This is a genomic window from Bremerella cremea, assembly GCF_039541315.1.
In the GTDB taxonomy this organism is placed as follows: Bacteria; Planctomycetota; Planctomycetia; order Pirellulales; family Pirellulaceae; genus Bremerella; species Bremerella cremea.
The window spans coordinates 266,948-279,436 of record NZ_BAABFZ010000005.1 but is presented as its reverse complement, the minus strand read 5'-3'; the positions used below and the strand labels follow the sequence as shown (position 1 = coordinate 279,436).

8 protein-coding genes are annotated in these 12,489 nt (G+C 57.5%); 4 read left to right on the top strand and 4 right to left on the bottom strand.

The genetic code is table 11. The features are described 5' to 3' along the window. Positions 1–26: 26 nt before the first annotated feature. Positions 27–974, bottom strand: a complete 948-nt coding sequence (locus ABD890_RS18175; RefSeq protein WP_345093006.1) for a dihydrodipicolinate synthase family protein — start codon at positions 972–974, stop codon at positions 27–29. A 134-nt stretch (positions 975–1,108) separates the two neighbouring features. On the opposite strand from ABD890_RS18175, the gene ABD890_RS18170 reads away from it, so the two are divergent. Further along, the gene (locus ABD890_RS18170) at positions 1,109–1,846 is read left to right on the top strand and encodes an AraC family transcriptional regulator (protein WP_345093003.1); all 738 of its coding nucleotides are present in this window, start codon (positions 1,109–1,111) and stop codon (positions 1,844–1,846) included. A 19-nt stretch (positions 1,847–1,865) separates the two neighbouring features. Here the strand turns inward: ABD890_RS18170 and ABD890_RS18165 are convergent, their stop codons facing one another. Then, positions 1,866–3,860, bottom strand: a complete 1,995-nt coding sequence (locus ABD890_RS18165; protein WP_345093000.1) for an SHD1 domain-containing protein — start codon at positions 3,858–3,860, stop codon at positions 1,866–1,868. A gap of 309 nt (positions 3,861–4,169) precedes the next feature. Here ABD890_RS18165 and ABD890_RS18160 point away from each other — a divergent pair, with 309 nt between their 5' ends. The 3 genes from ABD890_RS18160 (at position 4,170) to ABD890_RS18150 (ending at position 9,384) form a co-directional block, all read left to right on the top strand. Next, positions 4,170–4,904, top strand: a complete 735-nt coding sequence (locus tag ABD890_RS18160) for a TetR/AcrR family transcriptional regulator (RefSeq protein ID WP_345092997.1) — start codon at positions 4,170–4,172, stop codon at positions 4,902–4,904. 88 nt (positions 4,905–4,992) lie between these two features. Then, the gene (locus tag ABD890_RS18155; protein WP_345092992.1) at positions 4,993–6,195 is read left to right on the top strand and encodes an efflux RND transporter periplasmic adaptor subunit; all 1,203 of its coding nucleotides are present in this window, start codon (positions 4,993–4,995) and stop codon (positions 6,193–6,195) included. Positions 6,196–6,216: 21 nt separating this feature from the next. Further along, a complete protein-coding gene (locus ABD890_RS18150; protein ID WP_345092989.1) occupies positions 6,217–9,384 on the top strand; it encodes an efflux RND transporter permease subunit in 3,168 nt (1,055 codons plus the stop codon). Here ABD890_RS18150 and ABD890_RS18145 read toward each other — a convergent pair. Beyond that, positions 9,375–11,255: a LamG-like jellyroll fold domain-containing protein gene (locus tag ABD890_RS18145; protein WP_345092986.1), complete on the bottom strand. Its 1,881-nt coding sequence runs from the start codon at positions 11,253–11,255 to the stop codon at positions 9,375–9,377. The two genes, ABD890_RS18150 and ABD890_RS18145, sit on opposite strands and share 10 nt — an antisense overlap. A 66-nt stretch (positions 11,256–11,321) precedes the next feature. Further along, positions 11,322–12,485 (bottom strand): TIGR03364 family FAD-dependent oxidoreductase, encoded by a 1,164-nt coding sequence (locus tag ABD890_RS18140; RefSeq protein ID WP_345092982.1) that lies wholly within the window; start codon positions 12,483–12,485, stop codon positions 11,322–11,324. Positions 12,486–12,489: the final 4 nt, after the last annotated feature.

The window sequence follows — 12,489 nt, the reverse complement described above, 5'->3', positions numbered from 1 at the left end:
GGTTGCAAAGTGATAGAGAATCGAACTTAAGCCTTCGAGCCTGGCCACGAATCCCACCACTTGCGGAACAGTTCCCACTGGGCCTTCAGGTATTCACGCTGGCTGCTGCTCAGCTTGTCGCTCTCGTTGAAGTGATGCTCGTACTCAGGGTTGCCTTCCAGCACCATCAAGTACTTGTAGTGCAGCACCAGGTCAGGTCCTTCGTCGAAGGTCGACAGCACGGTCAACGCTTCGTTCAGTTCCCAAGCCAATCGACGCGACTCGGCACAGCCGGCGGCACCTTTCTCGCACAAGTCGATCAGACGCAGAATTTCTTTCGGCAACGCATTGCCCACGCCGGTGATCGCACCCTTGGCGTTACAACGCAGGAAGCCGTGATAAACCTGCGTATCGACGCCAACCATCAGGACCAGGTCTGGATTGGTGCCGGTGATATGTTCCGCGGCATAGGTCAGCGAGGTCGCCCCGCCGAATTCTTTGAAGCCAACCAGGTTCGAGAACTCGTTCCGCAGTTCGAAGAACAAGTCGGCCTTGGTTTCAAAGCCATAGTAGGGGCTGTTGTAGATGACCGACGGCAATTCGCTACCGGCGGAAAGGATCGCCGAGAAGTGATTCTTCTGAGCGATCTTCGAGGTGCCTCGCGACAAGACGCGGGGGATTACCATCAGGCCGGCAGCACCCACGCTTTGAGCATGAGCGGCATGGGCGGCGGCCAGCTTTGGGTTTTGGGCGCCGGTTCCGACGACGACCGGCACCCCGGCTTCACACAAGAGACGGACCCCCTCTTGGCGTTGTTCGTCGGTCAGCAAGGGCCAATCCCCCATCGAACCGCAATAGACGACCGCGGTCATGCCGACTTCGATTAGTTCTTTCCCTTTGGCAACCAGGGCCTCGAAATTAGGCGTACCATCGGCATGGCAGGGGGTCATCAGGGCCGGAATACAGCCACGAAACACGTCAGATTTGTCGGTCACGCCACTTCTCTGCTGAGGGAGGACAAAGTGAGTTTGTTCAAGGTTCCTTGATCATAGCCAAATTTGACCTGGAATGTCTTGACAAAGGCGTCAATCGCGACTTGAATTTGCGCATAGTTCCGAAAGAGAATTTCATGGCACAAATCGAAGATATCCTGACGCAGCTCGACCAGCCCTTCACGGGCGAGGTGTTGTTTGACCACCTGCCAGACATCGTATTTTTCATCAAAAACACGATGGGACAGTATCTGGTGGTCAACAATACGTTGGTCCAGCGATGTGGTCTTAAAGCGAAATCAGATCTGCTGGGAAAGACGCCTGGCGAAGTCCTACGCCCTCCACTTGCGCAAAGTTTTGAGGACCAGGACCGCAAAGTTCTGGAAACCGGCCAGCCGCTGATTGGCCAGCTCGAACTGCACTTCTACGCTTCACGCGACGTGGGTTGGTGCCTGACCAGCAAATTACCACTTCGCAACAAGGCAGGCGAAGTCGTAGGCCTGGTGGGGGTGTCGCAAGACTTGCGATTGCCGGACCTGGCGACCGATGAATACCAGCATGTGATCAATGCAATCAATTACGCGGAAGCCAACCTGGAGAATCCGCCGAGCGTGGCCCAGTTGGCCGAGATCGCCGAGATGTCGCCTTACCAGTTGGATCGTCGTATGCGACGCGTCTTCGGGCTGACGACCGGGCAGTGGCTGTTGAAGCTTCGGATCGACCTGGCGCAGCGGCGCTTGCGGATGACGGACGAGTCGATTTCGAGCATTGCCATGGAAGCAGGCTACGCTGACCAAAGCGCGTTTACCCGGCAGTTTCGCCGAGCGACTGGCATGTCGCCGCGCGACTATCGAAGTGCACGTCGCGCGACGTAGTGAGTGGACGCGGTCGAACTTATTTCAAGCCGGTCGCGGTGATCGACGACTTGCCCAGCCCTGACTCGTTGCCTGCCTTCATCAGGTGCGAAGGAATGTTGACCCCTTCAAACCAGCTTGGTCGCGGCTTGATGAGCTTCAGCACCGCTTGCTGGGTCGACTCCCCTTCTTCCGATTGGAAACGGCTCGGCGCACCGACCAGGTAGTTGTTGCGGTACAGCACCGATTGATTCTCTTTGACTTCCACCGAGTGATTCCAAGGGCGGAACTTCACCTTCTCGGACGGGCCAGAAGGGCGACCACCGATGAAGGAAGGGGGCATAAAGGCAGGACCGAAGCGGTTCTTCTGAGTGACGTACTCTTCTTCCTTCTCTTCGCCTTGCTGGATCGAGAATTCCATCACGATCGAAGCCGAGTCGTCGCGTGTCCAGCCTGCTTTGGCGATACAGGCCGCGATCGCCTCTTGCAGTTTCTGCTGCTCTTCCGCCGAGATCGAATCGGTCTTGGTGACAACCCGAACTTTACTGCCAGGAGTCATTGCGAAAACCGACTTCGGATCGATCCCTTCGCCCGACTGAATCGCGGTCTTGTGTGGCAGCGTGTTGATCGCCATCACGGTGCCGTCGCGTTCGTCGAAGCAAGAGAACAGAACGTCGTCGTATAGCACCTTGGCCATCGCCCAGTTGTCGTACTTCCAGTAAGGAATCCCGAGGTTCACGTCATATAGGACTTCGCCCACCTTCACGTAATCCCCCACCCATTCGACAGCGAAATGCGAGCCGCTGTCGGCGGGAATCGTTTTGATGACCGAACCATCTTCCATGCTGCAAATAACGAGGTTATTCCATTGCTTAGCCGCCAGGCGTTTGCCATCGGCCGAGACACCAAGGTGCGAGATATCTTCGCCCACATTGATCACGCCAGCGACCTCGAAGCTGTTGGTATCGACAACGGCGATGTTGTTTTTCACCGGCACGATCATCAGTTCGCCGGCCGGGGTGAACTTGACGTTCGTCGATTGCAGTTCGCCCTGAACGAGGGCTCGCACGGCGTTTGGATTCGAGATATCCCAAACGGTGAGCTTCTTCTTCTGATCGATGACCACAATACGATCGTTCGGCAGGAAGTTGGCCTGTTGGATTTCGGCCCAGTCGCCACCACCGGCGGTGAACTGAACGACCGGAATCACGGTGGTCCCTTCCACTTTGAAGATGCCCAGTTCGTTCCCTTTGTCAAAGCCTTTAATTTCCACGGCCGCGATCATCTTGCCATTTGGCGCAACGCACAGCATCTTCCAGGCCTGAGGAAATTCGGTTGCTTGCGATGTCTGGCCTGACTTAGGGTCAACCAAAGCGAACCGCCCATAGTTCTCGTCGGCGCGGCGTCCTTCCTGATAGACATTCAAAAAGACCGTCGGCGAACGACCGGCTGCCGCTGCCACCATCTTGCCGCGACGTGGCTTCAGAAATGGAATCGGCAAGACCGAGTCTTGGAACTCGACTTTTGGCAGTGCGACCGGAGGCTTCACGGACCAGAATGCTCGGCCGGCGGTGATGTTCAATGGACGTGCACCGGCGGTCGCCGCACTGACCTTCGGCAAGTTGCCATTCGCCGCCGGGGGCTGCGATGCGTTGGCAGGCATGGCGGCAGCTGGCTTTCCGCCCGAGAACGGATTGGACGGGGCACCGCCGGCGAAGGGGTTCGACGGATCGTTCTGGGCGGCTTCTGCCTTCAAAAAGTCGGCGATGAACTTCTGATCGTTCGCGCTCAGCTTGTTCAGCGGCACCGTGACGACCAGGCCGTCCGACTTCAAGATCTGAACTTCGTTTTCCGTCGCCAGCTTCAGACTGCCACCAATCTGAAACTTGCCAGAGTCATCGCTCCAGGTTCGACTTTCAGCGAACTTGACGAGGCCTCCGGCCGGCTCGCCGGCCAGCGTCGTCAGGGGGAAGGTCAGAAGAAAGAGAGAGGCAAGCCAGAAGCGTTGCCCGCCTAGCGCTTGGGGATGACTCATGGAATCGATTACCTGATGGATGAGGAAAGCTTGGCCTGACAAAAAGCGATGGAGTTTGTGCCTGATTGCCCGAATTCCCCCAAGTAGACACCGTGAAGGAGTATCGTGCAACCATGTTTAGGGGGTGCCGGAGCCTCTAGGGATGGTGAGACAAGGGAAATGTTGCGATAAATGTATGAAATCAATCCGCGGCTGTCGATTCAAACCTTTGCGACCCACTCACAAGGGGTGAAGTGAACTCGTGGAAGAGAAAATCTTTACCAGTTTTCCGCTTGCAAAAAGTGGACGAAGCGTCCAGAATGTTCCGAAATGAATCCACTTAGCCGTAAACAGCGTGAGATCTTGGAGCGAGAAGCCCAAATTCTGTCGGTTGCACGAGAGATGTTGCAGCGCGATGGGTATTTGGGTTTGAGCATGGATCGCATTGCCGAAGCCGTCGAATACGGCAAAGGGACTGTTTACCGTCACTTCCCCAACAAAGAGGACATCATCCTCGCACTGGCGGTCGAGACGCAGAAGAAGCGAACGGCGTTGTTCCAAAGAGCGTCACTGTTCAAGGGAAAGTCGCGCGAGCGACTGACGGCCCTCGCGGTGGCGTGCGAGTTGTTCGTGCGTCTGTATCCGAGTCATTTCCACGTCGAACAAGTCGTTCGGCTCTCGTCGATTTGGGAAAAGACCTCGGAGAAACGCCAGAATATCATGCATACCTGCGAACAGGCCTGCATGGGAATCGTGGCAGGGATCGTTCGCGATGCGATCGCTCAAGGAGACGTAACTCTTCCTGGTGAAATGACACCGGAAGATATGGTCTTCGGAATGTGGGCAATCAATTTCGGATCGTTCACGCTGATGTCGACCAGCAATTCGCTGAGCGAGATTGGTATCGTCAATCCGCCACTGGCAATTCGAAATTGCCTGAATCACATGCTCGATGGTTTCGGATGGGAAGCGTTGTCCACCGACCACGACTACGAAGCAGTCTTTCATAAGGCCCTTACGGAGACCTTTGCCGATGAATATCAGCAGCTCCTCGTCCAGTCGTGAGTCTTTTTTTGCACGAAAGTGGACGAAGCGTCAACTTTGGACCCTGCGTTTCTTCGGAGTCGTTGGTGTCGCCGTCCTCGCGGCGCTGATGACTTGGAAGTTCACTTCTGCCGAGTCGGTTCCGTTACCTCCACCCACAGCGGAACCGACTCCGGTAGAAGTGTTCGCGGCCAAGTCGCAGCCAACCTATGCCGCTCGGCGTACCTACACCGGTGTCTTAGTTGCGGCACGAACCAGCGAACTGTCGTTCGAGCTGGCTGGCAAAGTCATCCGCCTGACCGCCGATGAAGGGGATACCGTCGAGGAGGGGCAAACGCTGGCCACGCTCGACGATCGTCATCTAGCGGCGCGGATTCGCAAGACCGAGGCGCAGCGGGACCAGCAAGCGGCCATTCTGCGGGAACTGATCGCCGGCCCTCGTCGTGAAGCAATCGAAGCGGCCGAAGCCGAAGTACGGCAACTCTCTGCAGAACTGAAACTGCAAGAGGCCAACCGAGGTCGTCGCGAGCAACTGATCAAACGGAGTGCCATTTCACAAGAGACTCTGGAAGACGCCATCTACGGAACGCAAGCGGCCCAGGGAAGATTTCAGGCTGCCGAAAGCCGGCTGGAAGAACTACGTGAAGGAACACGGCCGGAGCAAATCGAAGCGCAGAAGGCGGTCGTTGCTGGATTGGAAGCAGACCTGGCCGACTTGATGCACGAGAAAGAAGACACGCGGCTGCTCGCGCCTTTCTCTGGCAAGATCGCCCGTCGTTCGATCGACGAAGGCACCGTGGTCAGCCCGGGCCAGTCGGTCTTTCGCCTGGTCGAGCATGAACCGCTCGAGGCATGGTTCGGCTTGCCTCCCGAAACGGCCGCGTCGCTGGAAGTCGGTCAGCAGTATCCGATCGTGGTTGATGGGCAAACGCAAATCGCCTCGGTCAGCGGCATCATCCCGGAACTCGATTCGGCCACGCGGACGCAAACCGTGGTGTTCACGCTTAGCCCGGAAGCATCACGAAAATGGGTGCCTGCCCAGGTTGCTCGTCTGGAAGTCGGTACGACTCGCCAGGCTACTGGCTTCTGGGTTCCCAACGCGGCCCTGCTGCAAGGATCGCGCGGACTCTGGTCGCTGTACGTGGTCAAAGCCGATAGCACCATTGGTCGCCGCGAAGTCGAAGTGATCTATAGCGACAGTCAGCGGAGCTTCGTCCGCGGAACGATCGTCGATGGCGATCAGGTCGTTGCCTCGGGAATCAATCGTTTGGTTCCCGGCGTTCAGGTTCAGACCCAACCACTGCCCGAATAATTCGGCTTGAAGGCACCTGCGATGTTCGACGCATTCTATCGCGACAAGCGACTCTTGATGCTAAGTATCGCCGTCATCATTGTGGCGGGGTTGTCCTCTTATTTCGTGCTGCCGCGGCTGGAAGACCCGACGCTGACGCCACGCTTTGCCATCGTCACCACGCTGTTCCCTGGTGCCCGTGGCGATCGCGTCGAAGTGCTGGTCACTGACCGCATGGAAGAAGAGCTGCAAGAGGTCGAAGAGATCAAAGAGATTCGCTCGACCAGCCGAGCCGGTGCTTCGGTAATGGTGGTCGAACTGCGCGACGATGTCTACGAGGTGGGGGAAATCTGGTCACGCATCCGCGATAAGATCGACGACGCCCAGGCCGAATTCCCCGACGGTGTCGGCGAGCCTGACATCGAACTGATCACGACCAAGGCCTACGCTTCGATCCTGGCACTGAAATGGACCCAGGATGAAAAGCCAAGCTACGCTATCTTGCTTCGTCTGGCCGAGCAGTTGGAAGATCGTCTGCGCAGTGTGCCAGGCACCGAAGATGTCGAGATGTTTGGCGATCCGCAGGAAGAGATCGCCGTGGAAGTCCAACCTGCCCAGCTTGCCAGTATTGGCTTGACCGCCGCCGACGTGGCCCAGCAGCTATCGGCCAGCGACGCGAAGCTATCCGCCGGGCTGATTCGTTCCCGAGAGTCCGACTTCCTAATGGAAGTCGACAGCGAACTTGACTCGATCGACCGCATCTCGGCCACGCCGATTCGATACGGGACGGGGGGCAAGTTCGTCCGCCTCGGAGATATTGCCGAAGTCCATAAAGGGATCGTTCAGCCTCCGCGCAGCATGGCGATTATCGACGATCGCATGGCCGTCACCATTGGGACGTTGGTCCGCAGTGATTATCGACTTGATCTGTGGAATGCTTCGGCTCAGAAGTCGATCTCTGAATTTGAATCGCAGCTTCCACGCGGCGTCGAACTGGAGCGTTTGTTCGAGCAAAGCCCTTATGTCGAAGCTCGGCTCAACAATCTGCTATGGAATCTAGCGATTGGCGGTGCGGCGGTTGTCGCGGTGATCTTCTTCTTGATGGGCTGGCGGAGCTCGATCGTGGTTGGGGCCGCCTTGCCGCTCTCGGCCTTTATGGTGTTGGCCGGCATGCGGATGCTGGAAATTCCGATGCATCAGATGTCGATCACTGGGTTGATCATCGCTCTGGGGCTGCTGATCGACAACGCGATCGTCATGGTCGACGAAGTGAAAGTTCGCATGGAAGAGGGGGACTCGGCAGGGCACGCGGTCGCGGCGGCAACTCGCCATCTGGCAATTCCGCTCTTCGGCAGCACGCTGACCACAGGGCTTGCTTTCGCACCAATCGCTTTGATGCCGGGCCCGGCCGGCGAGTTCGTCGGTTCGATCGCCATTAGCGTGATGCTGGCGATCACTAGTTCGTTCCTGCTGGCCATGACGGTGACGCCTGCCTTGGCGGCGTTGTTTGCCGATCCCGATCATCACGCCGGCGAACGTTGGTGGCGTGGCGGCTATCAAAGCCCGAAACTGGCCCTTGCCTGGCAAAACATGGTCGACTTCCTGCTGGCACGACCGATCCTCAGCATCGCGATTTCGATCGTGTTGCCGATCATCGGCTTCGTGCAGGCAAGGCATCTGCCTGAGCAGTTCTTTCCACCGGCTGATCGCAATCAGTTTCAGATTGAATTGGAATTGCCGCCGCAAGCCTCGATCTTCCATACCGAAGCGACCGCACGGAAGGTGAGCGAGATTGCCAAACGCCATCCGGAAGTGACCGGAATCGACTGGATCCTGGGCGAGAGTGTCCCTTCGTTCTATTACAACATTGTGCGACGTCGCGAAAACAACGCACCTTATGGTCAGGCAATCGTCGAACTGAAGTCGGCCGAAGGGACGGCGGACGTGATCAATCAGCTTCAAATGGAGTTTGATCGCGAAGTCCCTGAGGCTCGCATTCTGGCCCGGCAGCTCGAACAGGGGCCTCCTTTCGATGCCCCTGTTGAGCTCCGGATCTTCGGTCCCGATCTGAACGTGCTGCGTTCGCTTGGTGAACAAGTCCGCGCCGAGCTGGCCCAGATTCCGGAAGTCACCCACACGCGGAGCGACTTGGGGGACGACTTGCCAAAGTTCGCCTTGGTGCTCGACGAAGAGAAGGTCCGGCTGACCGGGCTGAATCACATGCAGATCGCCCAACAGCTTGCCGCCTCGACCGAAGGGGCCTTGGGTGGCACCGTGCTCGAAGAGACCGAAGAGCTGCCGGTGCGAGTGCGTCTGCCCGAGTCGCAGCGGGCTGAGCTTTCCGATATCGCTTCGCTCGACCTGGTGACGTCGCAAGCAGGAAGCGATCGCCGCCTGGCAACGATTCCGTTTTCGGCGATCGGCTCGTTGGAGTTGAAACCCGAGATCTCTGCGGTCACGCGACTGAACAACTTGCGAATGAACGAAGTGAAGGCTTACGTCAAAGCAGGCGTGTTGCCTTCGGTGGTGATCAGCAAGCTGGACGAACGTATGAAATCGGCTGGATTCGAGTTCCCAGTGGGTTACAAAATGAAGCTCGGTGGTGAAGCGGACGGTCGCGATCAGGCGGTCGGCAACTTGATGTCGAGCGTCGGTGTGCTGATGGTCCTGATGGTGGCGACGCTGGTGCTTTCGTTCAGTTCGTTCCGCGCGGCAGTCTTGATTGGCGCGGTCGGATTCTTTTCCGTTGGTTTGGGGCTGATCGCATTGTGGCTGTTTGGCTTCCCATTCGGATTTATGGCGATCGTCGGAACGATGGGCTTGATCGGTGTGGCGATCAACGACTCGATCGTTGTGTTGGCTGCCCTTCGCGAAGATGAGAAGGCCCGTGTGGGCGATCCGATTGCGGTGCGTGATGTGGTGATGCGAGGTACCCGGCACGTGATCGCCACGACGGCAACCACCGTGGTTGGCTTCTTGCCACTGGTTTTGGCCGGGGGCGGCTTCTGGCCACCACTGGCAATTTCGATCGCTGGCGGTGTGATCGGTGCCACCATGCTCGCGTTGACCTTTGTGCCAACAATGCACATGGTGATGGTTAACCCTGCCGTGTTGCGGATTCGCTGCCAAAGCAAGCGTTCCCGTGAAAGGTCGCCAGAGCCAGAGTCAGGCGACCAATTGCAGGAAGAAGGCTTGCCGCTCTATTCGTGAGCGGCAGCCGGCTGCTTCGAGATCGTCATCTGATCGAACAGACGGTTGTCGAGATCGTAGGCTTGAAACTCGAGCTTCATATCGTTGATACGAACCATCGAGTAATGGTGCCCGTGGCGAACCGTGTTCATGAAGAACGGACGGATCGGCCCCGGCGTTTCCAGTGGTCCGCCACCGCCACCGGTGATCATGTAAATCGGGGCGTTCTCTTTTACGGCTCGATTCTCGCGGATTGGCCAGGTGCGTTCGTACGAATGAATGTGCCCATTCCAAACGATGTCGACGTGGTACTTCTCGTACAGCGGCACCAACTGACGGGCATTCTGATCGCCACGCGTTCCCTTGTTTGTCTTCCACAAATTGCCGTAGTCGTTTTCGTCGGACGAATAGGGCGGGTGGTGATGGCAAACAAACTTCCAGGTCGCATCCGATGCGGAAAGATGTTTCTCGAGCCACTGGTACTGCTCGGAATCGGGATCGAGGTTGCGATTGGAATCGATCATGAAGAAGTGGGCGTTGCCAAAACGAAATTGGTAGAAGTATTCCGGCGTCGGCAGTGAAACGTAGTCGTAGAAGTGCTGAGCGTTCTGCTCGTGATTGCCCAGCACCGGAAAGAACGGAACGTGGCGGATCAGCGGGTTCATGCTCGGAAAGAAATGCTGCGTCCAATGCGAATCGCGCGGTCCAACTTCCACGAGATCGCCTGGGTGAAGCAGAAAACTGGGACGCTGTCCCCACGCAAATTGAGCCAGCTTGCCACTCACGGCTGGGTTGCCTTGCGTGTCACTGATCACCGCAAAGGCGAACGGCGTATCGCGGTTCACGGCTGTCTGGAAGGTGGCCGGCTTGCTGGTCAGTGGGTCGGCGTCGGGCTTCAGGCGTGACTCGGTGCGATAGAAGTACTGCGTCTCCGGCTCAAGACCTTCGATCGTGATCTCATGAATCTCTTTTCCTTCTGGAATGTCGATGCGGTTAGGACATTCGGCGGTCTCGCCATAGTAGAGCGTGCCGAGAGCCTTGCGGTTGGTTCGCCACATGACGGTCATGCTGCTCTGCGTGCCGAACTGCAGGTAAGGTTCGATCACGAATTCGAGCGGATCGTTCGACTCCATCGCGGGAAGAGCGGCGAGGCTGGCATTGTGTTCGAAGTCGTGATCGACCCACTCCTTCTTCGCGGCGAGATCGTACAGCACGATTTCGCGAAGTCGACCTTTGAGCGATTGGAACTCGTCACTGTCGCGATAGGCACCGATCATGAACGGTGTCTTCGCAGGATACTGAATCGGCCCCGATTGTTCTTTGCTTTCGGCCTCGAGCTGGCCGTTGACGTACAACTGCATTGTCTCGCCGTCGTAGACCGCCACCACGTGATATAGCTTGCCTGCTTCGTAGGCTGTCTTTCCTTTCAGATAGGTCAGACGGCCGGTGCCTTCTTTCCCGCGCAGGGCAAAGGTAAAGGTCTTCTCGTCGTAGCCAACGAGCCAACCTGATTCCTGCGAACCGTTGTCTTCGATCACTCCGATCAGTCCGCCCCATTGTTCCGGCTGAGAGATCGACACGACCGCGGAGACCGTCAATGCTTCGGTAGGCAGGTACTTGTTGGCATCGTTGTGGTTTTCAGCAATAACGATGGCTGACTGATTACCGTTTAGGAAAAGGGTCTCGTCATACTTCTCGCCGAGCATCTCGAACTTGCCTGAAAGCATGCCGGTTGGACCGCGACGTGGAAGGATCTTCGTCTGATCGCCTTGCTGCGAGATCGCGTCGGAATCGAACCTCCAGCGCGCCAGCGGATCAGGGCCTTCGTGTGCCGAAGCGGTTGTCGCAAGCAGCGTGATCAGTCCCACGATCGGGAGGATAAAGTGTTTCATCGAGTTGCCTCTTCAGTTGTTCAGGTACATTCTGGCGGGTGGGAAAGGAAGGTGTGGGCGGGAACGCTAGTTTGTGCCGTGGAGAACTTCCCACTGGGCCGAGTTCTTCCAGTGATGGATGATCGATTCCGAGAAGGCCAGCGAAAGCGTCATGCCGTTGCCGCCGAAGCCATTCACGACCAGCACTTCAGGACAAACTTCGCGGACAAAGCACATCTTGCTGGGGTGCTTCGCGTAGAGACCATGCCAGCGCCGGGCGATGTTCCAATTGGGAACCTGCATGATCTTTTGCAGTTCGGCGAGCATCAGTGCGTCGATTTCGGCTTTGTCGGTGGGCTCGATGTCGTCGCCATACTCGTGCGAGTCACCCAGGATCAAGCCACCGCCGTCGGCCTGGGATGCCATGACATGGATGCCAAAGCGATCGAGTTGCGGCGAGTCGTTCGCGAAGCGTTCCTTCACTGCCGACAGCGAAGGGCAATCACGGAACGATGGGTAGTGCCGCAGTGTGAGGCCGCTGGCAATGTGAGGACCAAGCTGCCAATCGGCGGGCTGGGGCTCGGTAAGCAGCATCTGCAATTTGCACAGCAGCAAACGTTCTTCGCGGTGAATCTCAGGGAAGAGATGCTGGAAGTACGCGCCGGACGCAATCACGATCCGATCGGCCGTCCAGCTTTCGCCTTGCGAGGAAAGCACCAGGCCCGATTCGACTTTGGTGATCGGCGTATCGAAATGGAACTGAACGTTGTGGGCATCGGCCAGATGCGCGGCGATTGAACTGACAGCGATCGGCGGCGTCACGCGAAGTTCGGTATGGCTGTAGAGACCACCTTTCAAACTATTCGGGTTTGCGGCAGGGGTCAGCCTGGCGATTTGTTCTGGCGTCACCAATTCGATATCAAGACCATCGGCAGCTGGCGACGGAGCGAACTCTTGCAAAACGGCAAGTTCGTCGTCGTGGTGCGCCAGGTGGATCGATCCGCAGGAATGGACCGGAAAGCCAGCGGCTGCGCCGAGTTCACGCCACAACGTTCGACTTCGCAGGGCCAAGGCTCGTTGAGGACCAGCAGGCTGACCGACTGGCCACACCATGCCGAAGTTGCGAATGCTGGCCCCTTCGGCCCGAGCATTCGTTTCGAAGACCGCCACCGAATGTCCCTGTTTGGCGGCGGCCCACGCATGGCCAAGTCCAGCGATGCCGGCTCCGATGACGATTAAATCGTAATGCATATTC

What these genes read in the sequence shown, in the direction of transcription:
- ABD890_RS18150 (WP_345092989.1), top strand. Translation starts at nt 6,217, where the DNA reads ATGTTCGACGCATTCTATCGCGACAAGCGACTCTTGATGCTAAGTATC.
- ABD890_RS18170 (WP_345093003.1), top strand. Translation starts at nt 1,109, where the DNA reads ATGGCACAAATCGAAGATATCCTGACGCAGCTCGACCAGCCCTTCACG.
- ABD890_RS18145 (WP_345092986.1), bottom strand. Translation starts at nt 11,255, where the DNA reads ATGAAACACTTTATCCTCCCGATCGTGGGACTGATCACGCTGCTTGCG.
- ABD890_RS18155 (WP_345092992.1), top strand. Translation starts at nt 4,993, where the DNA reads ATGACTTGGAAGTTCACTTCTGCCGAGTCGGTTCCGTTACCTCCACCC.
- ABD890_RS18165 (WP_345093000.1), bottom strand. Translation starts at nt 3,860, where the DNA reads ATGAGTCATCCCCAAGCGCTAGGCGGGCAACGCTTCTGGCTTGCCTCT.
- ABD890_RS18140 (WP_345092982.1), bottom strand. Translation starts at nt 12,485, where the DNA reads ATGCATTACGATTTAATCGTCATCGGAGCCGGCATCGCTGGACTTGGC.
- ABD890_RS18160 (WP_345092997.1), top strand. Translation starts at nt 4,170, where the DNA reads ATGAATCCACTTAGCCGTAAACAGCGTGAGATCTTGGAGCGAGAAGCC.